The organism is Nesterenkonia salmonea, from assembly GCF_005771525.1.
Taxonomy (GTDB): domain Bacteria; phylum Actinomycetota; class Actinomycetes; order Actinomycetales; family Micrococcaceae; genus Nesterenkonia; species Nesterenkonia salmonea.
This window is the reverse complement of the sequence record NZ_VAVZ01000012.1, coordinates 53380-72795: the sequence shown is the minus strand read 5'-3', so window position 1 is coordinate 72795 and position 19416 is coordinate 53380. Positions and strand designations below refer to the sequence as shown.

The 19416-nt window shown below is 61.0% G+C and carries 17 protein-coding genes and 1 pseudogene; 3 read left to right on the top strand and 15 right to left on the bottom strand.

Annotated features, from left to right (window positions below):
• Positions 1 to 66 precede the first annotated feature (66 nt).
• The 4 genes and pseudogenes from FEF26_RS06085 to pdhA all read right to left on the bottom strand — a co-directional run.
• Positions 67 to 240: pseudogene (locus FEF26_RS06085) on the bottom strand (thiolase family protein); the annotation flags it as partial.
• A 14-nt stretch (positions 241 to 254) separates the two neighbouring features.
• Positions 255 to 1649 (bottom strand): dihydrolipoamide acetyltransferase family protein, encoded by a 1395-nt coding sequence (locus FEF26_RS06080; RefSeq protein ID WP_138252645.1) that lies wholly within the window; start codon positions 1647 to 1649, stop codon positions 255 to 257.
• A gap of 1 nt (position 1650) precedes the next feature.
• Positions 1651 to 2685, bottom strand: a complete 1035-nt coding sequence (locus FEF26_RS06075; protein WP_138252644.1) for an alpha-ketoacid dehydrogenase subunit beta — start codon at positions 2683 to 2685, stop codon at positions 1651 to 1653.
• Complete coding sequence (gene pdhA, locus FEF26_RS06070) at positions 2685 to 3896, bottom strand: pyruvate dehydrogenase (acetyl-transferring) E1 component subunit alpha (protein WP_138252654.1); 1212 nt, start codon at positions 3894 to 3896, stop codon at positions 2685 to 2687. Before pdhA ends, FEF26_RS06075 begins: the two co-directional genes overlap by 1 nt.
• 147 nt (positions 3897 to 4043) lie before the next feature.
• On the opposite strand from pdhA, the gene paaZ reads away from it, so the two are divergent.
• The gene (gene paaZ / locus FEF26_RS06065; protein ID WP_138252643.1) at positions 4044 to 6167 is read left to right on the top strand and encodes a phenylacetic acid degradation bifunctional protein PaaZ; all 2124 of its coding nucleotides are present in this window, start codon (positions 4044 to 4046) and stop codon (positions 6165 to 6167) included.
• Between the two features lie 14 nt (positions 6168 to 6181).
• Here paaZ and FEF26_RS06060 read toward each other — a convergent pair whose 3' ends face one another.
• Positions 6182 to 7147 (bottom strand): AraC-like ligand-binding domain-containing protein, encoded by a 966-nt coding sequence (locus FEF26_RS06060; RefSeq protein WP_138252642.1) that lies wholly within the window; start codon positions 7145 to 7147, stop codon positions 6182 to 6184.
• Between the two features lie 174 nt (positions 7148 to 7321).
• Here FEF26_RS06060 and FEF26_RS06055 point away from each other — a divergent pair, with 174 nt between their 5' ends.
• Both FEF26_RS06055 and FEF26_RS06050 read left to right on the top strand, forming a co-directional pair.
• Entirely contained in the window at positions 7322 to 8740 is a 1419-nt protein-coding gene (locus FEF26_RS06055; RefSeq protein WP_138252641.1) for an aldehyde dehydrogenase family protein, read from the top strand.
• A 26-nt stretch (positions 8741 to 8766) separates the two neighbouring features.
• Positions 8767 to 10302: a GMC family oxidoreductase gene (locus tag FEF26_RS06050; RefSeq protein ID WP_243730443.1), complete on the top strand. Its 1536-nt coding sequence runs from the start codon at positions 8767 to 8769 to the stop codon at positions 10300 to 10302.
• Positions 10303 to 10363: 61 nt separating this feature from the next.
• On the opposite strand, the gene FEF26_RS06045 is transcribed toward FEF26_RS06050, so the two are convergent.
• The 10 genes from FEF26_RS06045 to FEF26_RS06000 all read right to left on the bottom strand — a co-directional run bounded on the left by FEF26_RS06045 (position 10364) and on the right by FEF26_RS06000 (position 19330).
• Positions 10364 to 11545, bottom strand: coding sequence for an NAD(P)-dependent malic enzyme (locus FEF26_RS06045; RefSeq protein WP_138252639.1), 1182 nt, complete (start codon positions 11543 to 11545; stop codon positions 10364 to 10366).
• 301 nt (positions 11546 to 11846) lie between these two features.
• Positions 11847 to 12617, bottom strand: a complete 771-nt coding sequence (locus tag FEF26_RS06040; RefSeq protein ID WP_138252653.1) for an enoyl-CoA hydratase/isomerase family protein — start codon at positions 12615 to 12617, stop codon at positions 11847 to 11849.
• Between the two features lie 38 nt (positions 12618 to 12655).
• Positions 12656 to 13834, bottom strand: a complete 1179-nt coding sequence (gene paaE / locus FEF26_RS06035) for a 1,2-phenylacetyl-CoA epoxidase subunit PaaE (RefSeq protein ID WP_138252638.1) — start codon at positions 13832 to 13834, stop codon at positions 12656 to 12658.
• The gene (gene paaD / locus FEF26_RS06030; RefSeq protein ID WP_138252637.1) at positions 13834 to 14370 is read right to left on the bottom strand and encodes a 1,2-phenylacetyl-CoA epoxidase subunit PaaD; all 537 of its coding nucleotides are present in this window, start codon (positions 14368 to 14370) and stop codon (positions 13834 to 13836) included. The genes paaE and paaD overlap by 1 nt, the downstream gene beginning before the upstream one ends.
• A 14-nt stretch (positions 14371 to 14384) precedes the next feature.
• Positions 14385 to 15230, bottom strand: a complete 846-nt coding sequence (gene paaC / locus FEF26_RS06025; RefSeq protein ID WP_138252636.1) for a 1,2-phenylacetyl-CoA epoxidase subunit PaaC — start codon at positions 15228 to 15230, stop codon at positions 14385 to 14387.
• Positions 15227 to 15583: a 1,2-phenylacetyl-CoA epoxidase subunit PaaB gene (gene paaB, locus FEF26_RS06020; protein ID WP_138252635.1), complete on the bottom strand. Its 357-nt coding sequence runs from the start codon at positions 15581 to 15583 to the stop codon at positions 15227 to 15229. The genes paaC and paaB overlap by 4 nt, the downstream gene beginning before the upstream one ends.
• 40 nt (positions 15584 to 15623) lie before the next feature.
• A complete protein-coding gene (paaA, locus tag FEF26_RS06015) occupies positions 15624 to 16658 on the bottom strand; it encodes a 1,2-phenylacetyl-CoA epoxidase subunit PaaA (protein WP_138252634.1) in 1035 nt (344 codons plus the stop codon).
• A 91-nt stretch (positions 16659 to 16749) separates the two neighbouring features.
• Complete coding sequence (locus tag FEF26_RS06010; RefSeq protein ID WP_138252633.1) at positions 16750 to 17400, bottom strand: TetR/AcrR family transcriptional regulator; 651 nt, start codon at positions 17398 to 17400, stop codon at positions 16750 to 16752.
• A 65-nt stretch (positions 17401 to 17465) separates the two neighbouring features.
• Positions 17466 to 18857, bottom strand: a complete 1392-nt coding sequence (gene paaK, locus FEF26_RS06005) for a phenylacetate--CoA ligase PaaK (protein ID WP_138252632.1) — start codon at positions 18855 to 18857, stop codon at positions 17466 to 17468.
• Positions 18854 to 19330, bottom strand: coding sequence for a hotdog fold thioesterase (locus FEF26_RS06000; protein ID WP_243730442.1), 477 nt, complete (start codon positions 19328 to 19330; stop codon positions 18854 to 18856). Before FEF26_RS06000 ends, paaK begins: the two co-directional genes overlap by 4 nt.
• Positions 19331 to 19416 lie beyond the last annotated feature (86 nt).

The following is a 19416-nucleotide window of genomic DNA, read 5'->3' as shown; positions in this document are numbered from 1 at the left end:
CCCTGGCTGACCAACGAAAGCCTCGAAGAACAACAGGGCCAGCTACACCACTACACGGGACTTGACCCCGTTCGCGCTGCCGAAGATCACCTCATCAACCTCAGCCGATGGCACCCTTGACTCTTCCACTACCTGGCGGATCACGAGGGCGGCGAGGTCATCGGGACGTACTGCAGAGAGGGCTCCACCGTATCTGCCCACCGGTGTGCGGGTTCCGGATACGAGAAATGCGTCAGTCACTGTGTTGTTCTCCTTTAGAAGTCGGCTAGGGCCACAGCAGGATTCTCCAGGCAGCTGGCCACATAACCGAGGAAGCCGCCTGCGGCACCGCCGTCGCAGACCCGGTGGTCGAACGCGAGTGTCACGGTAGTGATCTTGCGGACGGCAATCTCCCCATCGACGACCCACGGGCGGTCCAGAGTCCGGCCGATGCCGAGGATCGCAGCCTCAGGGTGGTTGATGATTGGGGTTGCCCCGTCAGATCCGAACACCCCGTAGTTGTTGACCGTGAAGGTTCCGCCGGAGAGGTCCTTGCCTCCGATGGTGCCGGCACGGGCGGCCTCGGCAAGACGGCGGATCTCGCTGTTCAGGCCCTGCGCCGAATGCTTTTCGGCATGCCGAATCACGGGAACGACCAACCCACCATCTGTCTGCGCCGCGAATCCCAAGTTGATGCCATCAAAATGCACGATCTCCTCGGACCCGCCGGCGTCAACGATGCGTGAGTTCAGTGCTGGATACTTCTTCAACCCTTCGACAACGAACCTACTGAGGAAAGCCAAAATGGAAGGAGCCACATGGCCGGCCTCCTTGAGCTGCTGCCGCATCCCCACCAGTTGTGTGACGTCGACGTCCTGCCACACGGTAGCCTCGGGGATCTCTGTCCTCGACTGGGACATCTTGGTCGCGATGGCGCGTCGCATCCCAGTCATGGGGACGCGCTCCCTAATGCCGAGCCCGGTCAGCGAATCATGGCTTGCGCCCTGAGCCCCCGCAGCAGAGGATCCTCCCTGTGGTGATTCGGCTGCACTTCTCGGCTGAGGTGCGGTGGTTTGATCGGTGGCGGAGAGGACGTCACGGCGCATGATGAGACCATCGGGCCCCGATCCGACCAGTGAGCGGAGATCGACTCCGTGCTGGCGTGCCATTTTGCGCACCAGTGGAGACGACACCCGTGGAGCTCTAGTCTTTTCCCCGGCAGCGGTACTCCGCTCAGCTGATGATCCGCCGGAGTGCTTTCGACGGCGTCTGCGACCGTTCTTGCTTGCCGCGGTGCCGTAGCCGATGAGCACATTGCCGGAGCCTTCATCGGAGTCAGCAGAATGCGGCGCCCTGGTTCCAGCGCGTTCCTCTTCACGGTAGGACAACGCGCCGGCGTCGGAATCCTGCGCCTGCTTGCCGTTGGTGGTGTCGTCGCCTGTACTGACGGTAATCAACGGCTTGCCGACTTCAAGCGTTTCGCCGGCTTCTCCATGGAGTGTGTGCACCGTGCCGGCGTAGGGGGAGGGGACTTCGATCGCGGACTTCGCGGTCTCCACCTCCGCGATTGCTTGGTCGACTTGCACAGCGTCACCCTCGGAAACGAGCCAGCTGAGCAGTGTCGCCTCAGTGAGGCCTTCGCCCAAATCGGGAAGATTAAACGTGGTCATCTCAGTCCTCCCACTGCATCTCGTCGAGAGCGTCAAGGATGCGATCCACATCCGGCAGATGGTGTTCTTCCAATTTCGGGGCCGGATAGGGAATGTCGAAACCTGTGACGCGAAGTACGGGAGACGCCAAGGAGTGGAAGCACCGCTCTTGTATGCGGGCAGTGATTTCACTGGCCACGGACACGAATCCCTGGGCCTCTGCCACTACGACGGCGCGTCCGGTCTTTTCCACGGTGCGGATCAACCCAGCCTCATCGAACGGGACCAGGCTGCGCATATCCAGGACCTCGGCGCTGATCCCGTCTTCGGCGGCCGCTTCAGCAGCTTTCACAGCCGTTGCTACTGAGGGACCGTAGGAAATAATCGACACGTCAGTTCCTTCACGTACGACGACGGCTTGGCCCTGGGCGCCGATCTGCCGGGAGTGTGCACTATCGGATTCATACGTCTGCCGGAGTGTGGAAAGATCTTCGGGTGCCTTGGACCAGTAGAGTTTCTTCGGTTCGAAGAACACCACCGGATCGTCAGTGTCGATGGCTTCACGAAGCATCAGATAGGCATCAGCAGCAGTGGCGGGGGTGAAGACTTTCAGGCCTGCGGTGTGGGCGTAGTAGGCCTCTGAAGAGTCACAGTGATGTTCAACGCCCCCGACGCCGCCGCCGTAGGGGATGCGGATGACGATCGGTAACCGGACGCGGCCGCGGGTCCGGTTCGCCATCTTCGCGATATGGCTGAAGATCTGTTCCAGGGCGGGGAAGGCAAAGGCGTCGAACTGCATTTCGATCACTGGGCGCATGCCGTTGATCGCCATTCCCACGGCTGTTCCGGCAATTCCCGATTCGGCCAGGGGAGTGTCGAAGCACCGGTTGGCTCCAAAGCGTTTGGTCAACCCATCGGTAATCCGGAAGACACCACCCAGGGTGCCGACATCTTCACCGAAGACCACCACAGATTCATCGGCCTCCATGGCATCGGACATTGCGGTGTTCAGCGCGGAGGCGAAGGTGGTAGTGCTGGTGGCAGTTATGGTGCTCATCACTGGGCCCCTTCAGTGGTTGTGGCGCGCTGGAGTTCGTCGTCGAGCTGTGCCCGTTGGGCCAACAGTTGCGCGGTGGGTGCGGTGTAGACGTGGTCAAAGATCTCCAACGGGTTCTCTGCCGGTTCAGCGGTCATTGCCTGGCGCAGTGAGCTGGCAACCTTCTCTGCTGCGTCAGTGATGCGGCCCGCGGCGTCGTCGTCGAGGATCCCTTCACTGGTGAGGAAGGTCTGCATCCGCAGCAGTGGGTCCTTGCGTTTCCACTGCTCAACCTCTTCACGATCCCGGTAGCGAGTCTCATCATCAGCGTTGGTGTGAGCCTGCATGCGGTAGGTGACAGCTTCCACCAGCAGGGGCATCGAGTTTTCACGCGCCAGGTGCACCGCGCGCCGCAGGGTCGCGAGGACGGCGACCATGTCATTGCCGTCCACCTGCTCCCCGGCGAGCCCATAGCCGATGGCCTTATGCGCCAGTGAAGGGGCCGCGGACTGGCTGGAGAGCGGAACCGAGATGGCGTAGCCGTTGTTCTGCACAAAGAAGACCACGGGGACCTCGAACACCGCAGCGAAGTTCAGCGCCTCGTGGAAGTCGCCTTCGCTGGTGGCGCCATCCCCGCACATGGCTAGGACTACGGAGTCTTCGCCTCGCAGTTTGGCGGCATGGGCGACTCCCACCGCGTGCAGCAGCTGGGTGGTCAGTGGGGTGGACATCGCACCCACACGGTGTTCTTTGGGGTCGTATCCGCAGTGCCAGTCACCGCGGAAGGAGACCATGACCTCCAGCGGATCGACACCGCGTGAAATAACCGAGACAGTGTCCCGGTAGGTGGGGAACATCCAGTCGCCCGGTTCCAGACACAGCGCCGCGCCTACTTGGCAGGCCTCCTGCCCGTGGGAAGAAGGGTAGACCGCCAGCCTGCCCTGCCGGACCAGGGCATAGTTCTGGTCGTTGATGCGCCGGCCGGCCACCAGGGCGGCGTAGGCCTTCAGCAGCACCTCGTCCTCAGGGATCGGGTACTCATGTCCCGGCCCGGTGCCCTGCTGCTCGACGGGGACAAGTGTGCCCTGTGCATCGAGCATGCGGATTTGCTGCTGAGCGGGCAGCATATATTGCTCTGGAGTAATGCCGAAGCTGCGGCTTGCCTCAAAAATTCTGGAAGCCTGCTCTGCTTTTTCGTGGCCAGGCTCCGGTGTCGTTTTGGGATCGTCCATGATCACCCTCTCTGGATGGATGCGGAAGTGGCGCACGCCATGTGTGATACCTGTCACGCTAGTGTATCGTAAATACTGACCGATTGGTCGGTAACAGTTTTCGGCCAATCAAAAAACCGCAATCCAACCGTGGAATTGAGGACGCTGATGACCGTCGAGACTGCCGAAGCAACACCCGGACACGCACCCGAGAGAATCTTGCCGAGCTTTATCGCAGGTGACTGGTGGGCCCCGGCCAATCCCCAAAAGATTGCCGAAATCCACGACGCCGCCACGGACGCGTTGGTCTGCCGGGTCTCCACAGATGGCTTGGAGACGTCCCGAGCTGTCGACTATGCCCGCAGCGTGGGCCAGGCGGCTCTGGGGCAATTGACCTTCCACCAGCGTGCCTTGCGGCTGAAGCAGCTTGCGCTGCACTTGGGTGAGCACAAGGAACTGCTCTATGAGCTCTCTGATAAGACCGGCGCCACTCGCAAGGATCATCTGGTGGACGTCGACGGCGGTATCGGCACTCTGTTCGCGTATTCGTCGAAGGCCCGCAAAGAGCTCCCCAACTCCAATGTCATCATCGACGGTGGCGTCGAACAGTTGTCCCGCGATGGCAGCTTCATCGGCGAGCACATCTACACTCGGCTCACCGGAGCGGCCGTTCAGATTAACGCGTTCAATTTCCCCGTGTGGGGAATGCTGGAGAAGCTCGCCCCAAGTTTCATTGCCGGAGTACCCACCATTGTGAAACCCGCAAGCCAGACCGCCTACGTCACAGAGGCCTGTGTCCGGCTCATGGTGGAATCTGGGCTGCTGCCGGAAGGCTCACTCCAACTGATCTCCGGTTCGGCCCGTGACCTTCTCGATCACCTGGACTACCGCGACCATGTGGCTTTCACCGGATCAGCCGCGACCGCTCATATGCTGCGCGCGCATCCGAATGTTCAGTATGAGGGTGTGCGCTTCACCGCAGAGACGGATTCGTTGAACTCCGCGATTCTGGCGCCTGACGCTGTGCCGGGGACTGCCGAGTTTGAGGCGTTCATCAAAGCTGTGGTTCAAGAGATGACAGTCAAGGCCGGGCAGAAGTGCACCGCGATCCGGCGCACTATCGTCCCGAGTGAACACGTCGACGCAGTGGTTGATGCCCTGCGCCAGCGGGTTGAAGCCCGCGCTGTCCTGGGTGATCCCCGTGACGCGGACACCACAGTGGGGGCTTTGGCGTCGAAAGATCAGCAGGCCGAGGTCTCCCAAGCGGTGCAGCGACTCGTTGATGCCGGCGGCGAGGTGTGCTTCGGCGGGCCGGATGCCTCCACTGGCCGCGCCAATGCCGAAACGGGCGCGTTCTATCCGGTGACCACACTGAAGTTCTCCAATGCCCGGACCCCTGAGGTGCACCAGGTGGAAGCTTTCGGGCCTGTCACCTCAGTTCTGGGCTACACCGATATTGACGACGCCGTGGCCCTCGCTGCCCTCGGCGGAGGATCCCTGGTGGCGACGGTGTGCACTCATGATCCCCAGACCGCTGCAGAGTTTGTGCGGGGCATCGGCTCTCATCATGGGCGGGTGCACCTGCTGGACCGCGATGATGCCAAGACCTCAACCGGACATGGTTCGCCGCTGCCCCACCTTGTTCACGGCGGCCCCGGCCGCGCTGGAGGAGGTGAAGAACTTGGCGGTATGCGCGGGGTCAAGCACCACATGCAGCGCACCGCTATCCAGGGAACACCTGACCTCCTCACCGGTATCACCGGGGTCTGGCACCGTGGCGCCACGGCTCAGTCAGTGACTCCTGAGGCTGTTGCAGACGGAAGCGCTCGGCATCCGTTCCGGAAGTCTCTTGCCGAGCTGCGCATCGGTGACCAGTTCGTCTCAGGGCTGCGCGAAGTCCGCCTGGAAGACATCGATGCCTTCGCTCAGTCCACCGGTGACACGTTCTATGCGCACACGAACGAGGAAGCTGCTACCGCCAATCCGTTCTTTCCTCGGCGCGTTGCGCATGGCTACCTATTGGTCTCCTGGGCCGCGGGGCTCTTTGTTGACCCGGCGCCTGGTCCGGTATTGGCGAACACAGGTCTGGAGAACCTCAGCTTCCTGACGCCTGTCACCTATGGGGACTCGATCCGGGTGACCTTGACCGCTAAGCAGATCACGCCCCGTGAGACGGACGACTATGGAGAGGTCCGTTGGGACACTGTGCTGCACAATCAGCACGAAGAGATCGTCGCCACCTACGATGTGCTCACCCGTGTGGCGAAACGCATGCCGGATTGGGCGCAGTGATCGCGCTCGGATGCTCAGCGGTGCACTCGGCGGCGGTAGTCGGTCGGGGTCTCTCCGAATGTGCTTCTGAAGGATCGAGTGAAGCTTGAGGCGTCGCGATATCCCCATTGAGCGGCGATCGAGCTGACTGATCGCGACTGGTTGTGAGTGTTGCTGAGTTCTTGACGGCAGTGCTCGAGTCGACGCTTTCGGATCCACTCACTGACAGTCGTTCCCTCGTCGGCGAACACGGCCTGTAAGTAGCGTGTTGAGACGTGAAGTGCCTGGGCCACTGCCGAGACGGACAGGTGTGGATCCTTCAGGCGCTTGTCGATGTAGCTCACCGCTTCCAGGTACACCACGTCCCGGGTGGGCACTTGTGGCTCGGGTCGGAGGCGGGCTAGGAGGGTGGCCTGCACAAGCTGAAGCACTGCGGCTGCTGCACGGGGATCGGGGGCCATCTCCTCGCGCTCAAGCTGCTGGCTCAGGCTGGTAAGCAGTGATGAGGTAAGTGCTCCGAGCCCGGTGCTGCCGGGGATTCTCTGGGCCACCAGCGATGCGGCCTGGCCGTCGCTGAGTCCCATGGATTCATGGGGAATCTGGACCACGAACATGCCGTACGGGCCTTTGAATGATAGGTCGTACGGTTTTGTGGTGTCGTAAATGACGAGGTCACCGGGGAGGAGGAGTGCCTGCTGCTGATCCTGGCGGACCAGGCACTCACCTGACCGCTGAAGGGCGAACTTGTATACGCCGGGATTGCCAGCTGAGATACTGCGTCGGCTCCTCCTGACGTGCACTGGATCTCCACCGACTTCGGTGATGCTGAGCAGTCCCAATGGCTGACCACGCAGGTACCCATCGAACCCGCCAGTGTTCTGATGCGCAGCCTCCAAGGGTACGAAAGCGGAGTTGACGGCGTTCTGCCACGCATCGAACTGCTCTGCAGCATCTAGGGAGGTGCTGGTGAATCCCGTGGACGTGACTGCCTCTGTCCCCATTCGCGCTGCTCCTGACCTGAAGTTTTCTCTGGGTGTCCATCATCGCATTTTGTGTGATGAGCGCCACATCAGTGCATCTGGAGCACAGCATTGTGCACCCCGTGCCAACCCAGAACTTCAAGTCTCCGGCACGCTGAAGAAGTAATCCAGATCACTGATGGAAGGAATTGGTTGATGAGCACTCCAACCCAGCATTCGCAGGACTTATTGAGCCGTATTCAACCCGCACAGGGAGGCCGTGAAGTATTGGACCCCGCAACTGGTGAGCTTGTGGGCCGAGCTCCAGAAGCGTCGGTGCAGGAACTCGATCATGCCGTGGCCCGGGCCAAGGCGGCCCAGCCCGGCTGGGCGGCTCGCAGTGACGAACAGCGCAGCGCCACCTTGCACTCGGCGGCGGACACTGTTGAAGCCCACGCAGAGGAACTCGCTCAGTTGCTCTCGCGCGAACAGGGCAAACCGCTCAACGGTCCCAACGCCCGGTTCGAGGTCGGAGCCTGCGTCGCCTGGCTGCGTGCCACCGCTGAGTTCTCCCTAAAACCCGAGGTCCTGGTTGATGACGATTCCGGACGCGCCGTCATGCACTGGAGGCCACTCGGCGTCGTCGGTGCAATAGGCCCGTGGAACTGGCCCATGATGATCTCCGTGTGGCAGATCGCACCGTCGCTGCGTCAGGGCAACACCGTAGTGATCAAACCCTCTGGCTACACGACGCTGAGTGTACTGGCGCTGGTGGACGTGCTGAACTCTGTCCTGCCTCAAGACGTCCTCATTGCCGTGCCCGGGCGGGGGGATGTGGGCGAAGCGCTCAGTCGCCACCCGCAGGTGGACAAGATCATGTTCACCGGTTCCACTGCCACAGGCAAGAACATTATTAAATCGTCAGCTGACACCGTCAAACGCGTCACTATGGAGCTCGGAGGCAACGACGCCGGGATCGTCCTGGAGGACTCAGACCCCACATCCATCGCGGAGGACGTGTTTTGGGGAGCTTTTATCAATACTGGACAGACCTGCGCGGCGCTGAAGCGTCTCTACGTGCCCGAGTCTCTCTATGATCAGGTCTGCGATGCCCTGACCGAGGTCGCCGCCAAGATGCCCATGGGAGTCGGACTCGACGAGCAGAACGTGCTCGGCCCGCTCCAGAACAAAGCTCAATGGGAGATCGTCGACAAGCTCGTCACCGCAGCCAAAGATTCCGGAGCCCGTGTGCTGTTAGGAGGCACTCCTGACGCCGAGGCGCCAGGCTACTTCTACCCCACCACCCTGGTCGCCGATATTGACCCGCACAACCCGCTGGTGGTCGAGGAGCAGTTCGGTCCAGCGCTGCCCATCATTAAGTACACCTCTCTCGACCAAGCCGTCGAATGGGCCAACGAGCTCGACTTCGCCCTCGGCTCCTCTGTCTGGTCATCCGATCTTGACCGGGCTGAGGAGGTTGCCTCACGTCTCGTCGCTGGAACCACATGGATTAACAAGCACGGCGCGGTTGACCCACGGATGCCCTTCGGCGGGGCGCGCGAATCTGGCTACGGCCTCGAATTCGGAGTCGAAGGCCTGAAAGAAGTCAGCCAGCCGCACATCATCAACCGCTGACACCCGCTCTTGTGAAAGGACCTCTTGTGAACTCTCATACTGACTTCCTTGTCATCGGTGCAGGCTCCGCTGGGTGCGTGATCGCCCGGCGACTCCTCGATGCAGGACATACCGTTCGTATCGTCGAAGCCGGCGGTCAGGACACCAATCCAGACATTGACGACGTTTCTCGGCTGGGCTTCCTCTGGGGGGCTGCCGAGGACTGGAACTTCTTCACCGAGCCTGAGCCCGAACTCAACAACAGGCAGGTGCACCTCCCACGAGGCAAAGTTCTTGGTGGCTCCCACGCTCTCAACGCGACCATCTGGGTGAGAGGCGATAAGTGGGACTACGATTCTTGGGCACAAGCAGGATGCACCGGGTGGTCATGGGATGAAGTTCTCCCCTTCTTCAAAGCCATCGAGTCCTACCCTGAGGGCGACCACAACCTGCGGGGAACCGAGGGGCCGTTGGATGTCACCACTGACTACCCCCGCCATCCCATCCAACAGGCTCTCTACAACGCCACTGTGCAGGAGGGGATCCAAGAGAACAAGGACTACAACAGCGGTTCAGTCGATGGAGTCGGCTGGATGCAGCTCAACATCCGCAACGGAAGGAGATTCAACACCTGGCGGGCCTATCTGAAGCCTGTACTGGACCATCCCGGCTTGACCCTGGTGACAGGGGCGACGGCGCGACGGTTACACATCGCCCAGGGGGCCGTCACTGGTGCCGAATTTGAGCATGAGGGGGAGACCGTGACCTTCTCAGCTGACGAAGTCGTGCTCACCACCGGTGCTATTGGATCACCTGAACTTCTGCTGCGCTCCGGGATCGGCCCAGCGGATCATCTGCAGGAAATGGGCATCCCCGTCACAACAGAACTCCAGGGAGTGGGACAGAACCTGCACGATCACCTGCTGGTGCCAGTGGTTTGCACCACTGAGAAACCACTCTCACCACCGGAAATCGCCGCTACCCAGGTCCACTACTGGGACAGATCCTCCGAGTCCGTGCCGGTGGCTGACACTCAACCCATCTTCTTCTCCGTCCCTATGTACACGAACACCGCAGGCACTCTCATGGAAGGCCCGGAGGAGGGTTTTTCCCTGCTGGCGGGCATTGTGCGCCCTGAATCACGAGGTTCGGTGTCTCTGTCGGGGCCAGGAGCTGCGGACCCAGTTCGCATACAGCTCGGCGCATACACCGACCCGAAGGATCTGCAGACGATGCTCTACTCTGTTCGGCAGTGTCGGTCGATCGCTGCCCAGCCCGCTCTGCGGGAATGGGGTGCGAGGGAAATCTTCCCAGGCCCCGGTGTCGATGAGTCGGATGAATCTCTGGTCGATTACATCCGCAATACCACCACGACCTACCACCACCAGGTCGGCACCTGCGCGATGGGTACAGGAGAGATGTCTGTGGTCGACCCGGTGAGTTTCAGGGTCAGGGGCGTCAGTGGCCTGCGGGTCGCGGACGCCTCGATCATGCCACAGGTGACCACTGGCAACACGAACGCTCCCTCAGTGCTGATCGGGGAAAAGGCGGCTGCCGAGATCACCGGCGGTACACCCTTCTGACGGGTCTCAGCCGCGGAAGCTGGCGCCGTCCCCCCCCGCAATCAACACGGTTAGGCCGAACCTAGGCGGTCGTGACGGCGTCCTGACGGGCGGCGTTCATGACAGCCCTGGCAACGCCGGTGGCCACACGGTCATCCAGAGGAGACGGGACAATGTAGTCGGCTCGGAGATCTTCACCGACGACGTCGGCAATCGCAGTAGCAGCCGCGACCTTCATCGCTGAGGTGATTCTGCGAGCCCCGCAGTCAAGTGCTCCGCGAAAGATACCGGGGAAGGCCAAGACGTTGTTGATCTGATTAGGAAAGTCGGATCGGCCGGTGGCTACTACTGCGGCGTGCCGGGCGGCGACATCGGGAGCCACTTCAGGATCTGGGTTCGACAGAGCGAAAATGATCGCATTGTCGGCCATACCTGCCACGGCTTCCTCGGACACCGTGGAGGACGAGACTCCTATGAACACATCCGCTCCGTCGAGAGCTTCGACAATCCCGCCGGTGATGTTGTTCCGGTTGGTCTTCGCCGCGACCCGGGCCTTCGTGTCATTGAGATCGTTGCGTTGACCGTGGATTGTGCCCTTGGAGTCGGTCAGGGTGATGTCGCCGACACCAGCCTCGAGCAGGATCTCGGTCACGGCGATTCCGGCGGCACCTGCGCCTGCGATGACGACCCGAGTGTCGGCGAAACTCCGCCCCGTCAGCCGGGTGGCGTTGGTCAGTGCTGCCAGCACAACCACTGCTGTGCCGTGCTGATCATCGTGCATGACGGGGCAGTCGAGGGCCTCAATAAGTTTCTGTTCCAGTTCAAAACACCGTGGGGCGACGACGTCTTCCAGGTTGACCGCGCCGAAGCTGGGTCGCAGACGCACCATCGTTTCAACAATCTCATCCACATCAGTGGTGTCGATGACCAGCGGTATGGAGTTGAGGCCACCGAATTCCCGAAACAGGGCTGATTTGCCCTCCATGACGGGCAGTGAGGCGGCAGGCCCGATGTTTCCTAAGCCCAGCACCGCGGTTCCGTCAGACAACACCACGACTAATCGTGAAGCCCATGTATGCGAGGTGTGCATCGCCGGCTGTTCGTGGATGGCGCGGGACACCTGGGCTACTCCAGGGGTGTAGGCAATAGACAGTGCTCGCTTCGAATCAAGCGGCATTTTGCTCTCGACACTGAGTTTGCCGCCTTCATGGGCGCTGAGGACTTCGTGCTCGGTGATGGGGCCGGTCGTATGGGCATTCGCCATGGGAGATCTCTCCTTGAAAGTAACTGTTCAGGGTGACACGGCGCATCGCGGATCCCGCGGGAGCCCACACACGTCATTGGGTGGATCAGGGCTCCAGCCGTGCGCTGCCGTGGATGCCGAGATCATCGGTTCCCCACGCCGTCGCAGTGGTCAGTACTTTCTTTAGACCGTGGACAAGAGACTAGGGGATGCCCACGGCCAGGCGGAGATTCTTTCCTGAGGATTTCACTAGGTGGACACCAAGAGCCGGGTCTGAGCTCCGTGACAGCACAGAAATCCCGAAGTGGGCGTGCTCAGGGACTTACCGGCCCTTGAATGATGGGACACGCTTCTGCTGGAAGGCAGCAAAGCCTTCAACATAGTCTTCAGAGGCGCAGAGCGCAGCCTGCGAATGGTTCTCCGCGTCGAGGGATTCCCAGAGGCCTAAGCGCTGATCCCTGATCTGGGCAACCAGCTTCTTGGATTCACGGAAAGCCAAGGTGGCCCCATGGGCTGCAGCCTGGGTTTTCTCCCGAGCAAAGGACGTCACTTCATCTGCAGGAACAGCCCGCGAGAACAGCCCCGAAGCTACAGCCTCCCTGCCTGACATCAGCTCTGCGGTGTAGATCAAGTCGAGGGTGCGGTGTGCGCCGAGACGCTCAACGAACAGGGCATGTCCACCAGAGTCCAGCGTGGCCCCCAGTGAAGCGAAAGGCGATCCGATCTTGGCGTCCTCGGCTACATAGACCACGTCGGTGGCGATCGCCAGTCCCAGCCCGACCCCCAGGCACGCTCCGTGGACAGCGGCAAAAGTTGGTGCCGGAAACTGCGCCATACGCCGCAAGAGGGGAGTGACTCTCCCACCGAGGTAACCTATAACGTCGTCGCTCGCGGGGTCCACAGCTGAGATGTCCCGGCCGGCACAAAACGCGCGGCCATCTCCGCGAAGCAGCAGTGCACGCACTCCTGCTTCTTCGGCCTCCTGGTAGGCAGCATCAAGCTCGTCCAGGGCGTTTTCATCCAGTGCGTTGAGCTTGCGGGGGGCGTTCAACACCACTTCTGCGTAGTCACCCTCGATGCTCACATCAATCATCATCTGCTCCCGTCACGTGATTCGTACTGCCAGGCGGCTCATGCGTCGTAGTCGACCACCAAATGGTCTGAGGTGGGTCTGGTCTGGCAGGTCAGGACGAAACCACGTTCGACCTCATCAGCTTCCAACGCGTAGTTCTCCTCCATCTCAAAGTCACCGGAGATCACTTTGGCCCGGCATGTGCCGCAGACACCGCCTGCGCAAGCGAACGGAACATCGGAGCGTTGACGCAGCGCTGCGTTGAGCACGGTCTCCCCAGAACTGGCCGGGGAGTCCACTTGACCGGTCAATCCGTCGAGCGTGAATTCGATGCGCCGTGTTGGGCCCGCCTGGTCCTCGGCAACGCGTCTGCCCTGTTGGCCCGCGGGTCGATCAGGACGGCCAGTGGTGAAGAGTTCGAACCGTACCTTCTCTGCTGGGACGTCCCGGGAGTCGAGCTCATCCCTCACCAGTTGCACCAGTTCGAACGGTCCACAGAGAAACCACTCATCAGCATTTTCTGTGGGAAGTACGTGGTCGAGTAGCGCAGTCAGCTTTTCTGCATCGATCCGCCCAGTCAACAGTGGATTCAACCGCTGCTCCCGTGACAGAACATGATGCACAACAAACCGGGACGGGTAGCGATCCTTCATATCGCCGAGCTCTTCAGCGAACATGACATCAGCCGCTGACCTGTTCGCGTAGACCAGCTCAAAGCTCGTATCAGGGGATGCGCTCAGAACTGACCGCGCAATCGCCATAATCGGAGTGATACCGGAGCCAGCGGCGAAGGCGACGAGGCGGGCACCTGTATGACGAGCGATGGTCTCCTCGGCGAGTTCCTCAGGCCGGTTCATGGAGGTCAGTGCGGTTTTGGAGATGAAAGCCCCGGCAGGGTTCATGACATCGAGAGTGTCGCCGGGTTTCAACTGCTCATTGGCCCATGTGGAGAACACTCCGCCGATGTCGCGCTTGACCGCGACTCTGATTTCCCCTGGAACAGGCTCGGTGCAGATCGAATATGAGCGGCGGACTTCCTTGCCCTCGATCTCTGTGCGCAGCGCGACGTACTGGCCAGGGGCATAGTCGAAGTCCTCCACGAGGTGCTCGGGAACCTCGAAAGAGACCTCCACTGAATCAGCGGTGAGTCGGCGAACTTCCTTCACGCGAAGCGGGGAGAAGGTGGCGCGCCGACGCGCTGATGGTCCAGCCTCGGTGGTGGGGCTTTTGAGTGTCATCACAGCACCTTGAAATAGTCGAAGGGCTCTAGGCAGGTCTGGCACTGGTAGAGCGCCTTGCACGCAGTAGAGCCGAAACGGGCAAGTTCCTTAGTGTCCAGCGAATCGCAGCGCGGACACTTCACACTCAGCCCCACCCGCACCGGGCCGCCGCGGGCTGGTGCGTTGCCTGACGGGGGAGTGATGCCGTATTCACGCAGTTTGCGTTTGCCGTCCTCTGTCATCCAGTCGGTGGTCCAGGACGGGGTGAGTACGGTGTCCACTCGCGCCGTTCCATATCCAGCCTCACGGAGAGCGGCCGTGACATCAGCGGTGATGGTGTCCATGGCGGGACATCCTGAGTAGGTGGGAGTGATGACGACGACGCCGCCCTCCGGTGTTGCCCCTGCAGCCCTGAGGATACCGAGATCCGCAATGGTCAGGACAGGAATCTCCGGATCTGTCACCTGCGCGGCGGCATCCCACACCGCGGCGTCGGCAGGTTCTTCGGGCCTTATGCCGTTGGGTGTGAGGGGCCGGTGTTCGACAGTGCTCATGGGTGTCCTACCGCCTACCATGTGGCGCCGGGGTGTTGGCGGGCGAGAACCTGCATTTCGGCCAGAATGAAACCGCGGTTCTCCGAGAACCGGCCGGACCGGTCAGCTCCGAAGGCACCTTTTGACGCAGGTACTTCCAACCCGGATTCTTCGATGATCGAGCTCAGTCGTGTGAGGACGGCGTCGCGCAATGATGAAGGCAGCACGGCCACCTCTTGCTCGGCCAGTGTGGGGGTCGGCTCCACGTCGGCGAAGAGTTCCTCCAGATAGGGCCACACGGACTCGAGCCCTTCCTGCATTCGCCGTTTGGACTCATCTGTGCCCCCACCGAGTCGCAACAGCCACTGGGCTGCGTGGTCCTGATGGTAGTCAACTTCCTTCAAAGCCTTATCGGCAATGGCGGCGAGTGTTGTATCCGCTGACCTCACCAGTCGCTGGTAGAGCTCATGAGTGTAGAAACTGAACAGCAGTTGGCGAGCGATCGTCCGGCCGAAGTCACCGTTCTCCTGCTCGACGAGACGGCAGGAACGGAACTCTTCCTCTGAGCGAAAATACGCCAAATCGTCTTCGGTCTTGCCCCAGGCGGAACCAGCGTAGGTGAGGAAAAATCGTGCGTGGCCGAGAAGGTCCAAGGCGATGTTCCCCAGCGCGATGTCCTCTTCGAGCTCGGGGGCGCGGGAGATCCAGTGCCCCAACCGCTGGGCGAGGATCAGACAGTCATCGCCCAACAACAGTGCGTAGCGGGCGGTCTCATCAGAGGCGACTGCGCTGCTTGCGCTCACATCTTCGGGGGTGATGGCATCGCCGACCGAGATCTTTGTGGCTGAGTCCTGTGAAGTAAAACCACCAGAGTGACTCATAAGTGCGGTACCCCCTCGGACTGTGTGTAGTAAGTGGCGTGGCGGTAGGACTTGCCTTTGGAGGATTCGAAGTACCCACCCTTTGAGTCTGGGTCGGAAGCTGTGATCTCTGCTGCTGGGACGACCCAGATAGATGTTCCTTCATTGCGCCGGGTATAGAGGTCCCGTGCATTGCGCAGGGCCATGGCAGGGTCAGGTGCGTGCAGAGAACCTGCGTGCACATGCGACAGGCCCCGTGAGGATCTGACGAAGACCTCCCAAAGTGGCCATACGCTGTGATCTGCGGGGTCCTCGGTGACCACGCCGCCGTCTGGGATCTGGTCTGCGGGCGCGTGGGGGTCAGTCTCTGCCATGATGCGGGCCTTTCTTGCCGAAGAAGACGTGAAGTGGGGTCTAGGCGCTGAGCAGGGCACTTCGAGGGGATGCTTCTGCCTGTTTGGCTGCATAGGCTGCGGCTGCTTCGCGGACCCAGGCGCCGTCGTCGCGCGCTGCTCGGTAATGAGCAAGGCGCTGATGGTTCAGAGGCCCGTTGCCTTTGACCACGCTGAAGAACTCGTCCCAGTCAAGGTCTCCGTAGTCGTAGTGACCACGCTCCTCATTCCACTTCAAGTCCGGGTCAGGCAGCGTGAGCCCCAGCGCCTCAGCCTGTGGCACGATCATGTCGACGAAGCGCTGGCGCAGGACATCGTTGGAGAAACGTTTGATGTTCCATGCCATGGACTGCTGAGAGTTTGGCGACTCATCATCTGGAGGTCCAAACATCTGAAGCGCGGGGCCGTAGAAGCGGTCTACGGCATCTTGTGCCATCTGCTTCTGCGCTTCTGTTCCGTGCGAGAGGGTGTAGAGAATCTCCCACCCCTGCCTTTGGTGGAACGACTCTTCCTTGCACACTCGGACCATGGCACGTCCGTACGGACCGAAAGAAGCCCGGCACAGGGGCACTTGATTGGTGATGGCGGCGCCGTCGACAAGCCAGCCCACAGCGCCAACATCGGCCCATGTGCGGGCGGGGTAGTTGAAAATGGAGGAGTACTTAGCTTTTCCGGTGTACAGCTGCTGATACATCTCATCGCGAGAGGTACCTAGCGTTTCAGCCGCAGAGTAGAGGTAGAGCCCGTGGCCTGCCTCATCCTGCACCTTGGCCATGAGGACTGACTTCCGCTTCAGTGACGGGGCTCGCGAGATCCAGTTGCCCTCTGGCTGCATTCCGATGATCTCGGAATGTGCGTGCTGGGAGATCTGGCGCACCAGTGTTTTGCGGTAGTTCTGTGGCATCCAATCCCGAGGTTCGACGCGCTGATCCTCTTCGATGAGCTGCTGGAACTGTTCCCAGCCCACTCGGGCATCTTCTGCAGCTGCTTGCGCTTCGTGTGTGGTCGTCTCACTCGGGGAGTCGACTGCTCGAAGGGCTGGCTTCTCTGGGGACATTGCGGAACCTCCTGAATTACTGACCGTTCGTTCAGTATATACCAGTATAGGTGTGACCTACAACACCTAAAATGAGGTCAGCGAAAGACTGCTATCGGAAGGTGGTGCGCAGTCCGCCCATGAGCAGGTTGACCACGGTGTCCGTCACCGGGGCTGAGGATTCAGCGCGCTCAGGCCGGTACCAGTCCACGATCGAATTGACCATACCCATCGCCAGCCTGGAGGCGGTCCGGGCGTCAATGTCGCTGCGCAGATCACCATCGGTCTGGGCTTGAGCGATCAGTGCCGCGATACGTCGGGTGATTTCGCGTCGTCTGAAGAGGGCAGCGGTTTCGACTTCGGAGTTCCCGCGCAGCCTCAGCAGCAGTGTCACATGCGGCAGCGACCGGGTCAGGACGTTGATGGATTCCCGGATGATGGTTTCCAGTTCCACCACGGCAGGGGCCTTCAGGGCCTCAGCGTCAGCGACTACTCCCTCCAACTCTGTCAGGGAGTGGCTGAGGGCGGCGTCGAGGATTTCCTCTTTGGATTTCACATGGTGGTAAATCGCGGACTTGGAGATACCGAGCTCCTCTGCCAAGACACCCATCGACGTCGCCTCATAGCCACGGTGGTTGAAGACTTCGACGCAGACCCGCAGCAGGGTCTCGCGGTCATAGCCGGGGCGGCCCCGCTTGGCTGAGGTTCGCGCACGGCCCAGGGGTGCAGCGGGTGTCGCCTGGGGAAGTTGGTCCGGTGACATGAGTCCTGTGGGCTCCCTGTGTAGTCGCTGGATAGTTGGCTACAAGAGTATCCCTAGCCCCTGACTCATCGCGGGCGTCTGTCATAGATTCGCCGCAGCTTCCCCGAGGACCTGGCAAGAGTCTCTGGTTCAGCGACCGTGACCTGGCAGCTGGACCCAACCTTGACCTTGATCTGCTGGGCAAGTTCTGCGCCTGCCGCCTCTGCCTCGTCCCGGCCGATCTCCGGCCGCCTTTCAATATGGACGGTCATCTGGTCCATGGTGTCAGGACGGGTGAGCTCAAGCTGGAAGTGAGGGGAGAGGCCCCGAATGCTGAGCGCTATCTCCTCGATCTGGGTGGGGAAGAGGTTGACTCCGCGAAGAATGATCATATCGTCGCTGCGTCCAGTGATGCGTCCCATCCTGCGGTGTCCCGGGCGGTCGGTACCCGGGGCGAGCCGAGTGAGATCGTGAGTGCGGTAACGAATGACTGGGAGGGCTTCTTTGGTCAGAGTCGTGAAGACCAGTTCTCCGTGGTGACCCGACGGCAGGACATCTTCAGTCATGGGGTCGATGATCTCGGGCCGAAAATGGTCTTCCCATATCGTGGAGCCGTCTTGGCGATTCTGGGACTCACCTGCAACCCCTGGGCCCATGACTTCAGAGAGGCCATAGATATCGCAGGCAGCAATGCCGAATGCGGATTCGATCTCATGGCGCATCTTTTCGGTCCAGGGTTCGGCACCGAGCACACCGATCTCCAGGGAGGTCTCGCGCGGGTCCAGTCCTTTGCTCCGGAAGGCATCAGCGAGCGCCAAAAGGTAGGTGGGGGTGCACAGGATGACTCGGGGTTTGAAGTCCTGGATCAGCTGAATCTGCTTCTCCGTCTGCCCACCTGACATGGGGATGACAGTGCAGCCAAGCTTCTCAATGCCGTAGTGAGCACCCAGTCCGCCTGTGAATAGGCCATAGCCGTAGGCATTGTGAACGATGTCCCCTGGCTTGACGCCGGAGAATCGTAGGCTGCGGGCGAGCAGGGAGGCCCACCGGTCAATGTCTCCCTCTGTATAGCCCACAACGGTGGGCTTCCCCGTTGTCCCGGACGAGGCGTGAATCCGGCGGACTTGGCTCATGGGCACAGCGAAAGACTTGAACGGGTATGCGTTGCGGAGGAACTCTTTGTCGGTCAACGGAAACTTGGCCAGATCCTCGAGAGTCTGCAGATCGGATGGTTTTACGCCATGGGCATCGTAGAGCTCCCGATATGCGGCAATGTTGTCATAGGCGTGCTTGATCGTAGCTTTCAACCGGGTCAGCTGTAGCCGTTCGACCTCTTCGCGGCTGAGGCGCTCCTCGGCATCAGCCTCTCCCGGCGCGGTGGTGCCCGGGTCGGTGGAGGCGATGGCCGCGGCTACTGCGTTGGCTGCTGATGCGTCGGCTGGCGTGTTGGGCACTTCTGGTGCACTGGCGATACTCATCGTGATCCACCTTCTCGGGAGAACGGAATGGTTCGGGAGCGACCCCGGAATACGGCGACAGTCGCGCCATCGCGAGTCACCACAACGTCGTAGACACCACTTCTGCCGGCTTGGGCGACTCGGTGTGATTCGGCGATCAACGTGTCGCCGACTCGGGCGGTCTGGAGAAATGTAATGTCAGCGCCCGAGGCCACGGTGACTGTGCCTTCATCGCCTTCGGGGTGATTGCATGCCATGGCAAAACACGTGTCAGCGAGAGTGAAGATCATGCCGCCGTGGACGATATCGAACCCATTGGTCATCTCCGGACGGATGGTCATCTGGAGTTTGGCGTGGCCCTCGTTGGCTGTGAGAACTTCAGCACCGAGCCAGCGGGTGCACCGGTCGGTCTCGAGCATGATGTGATGCGGGCTGCCCGGTGGCATGGCCACACCCTCAGGGGCAGCGGGTGTGGTCGTTTCAGTGTCGGGCATAGGTGCTCCTGGTGTCACGACTGACAATTACAGACCAATCGGTCAGTAAGTCAACCTAAGCACTGCCTCAGTGTGATGTCAAGCAC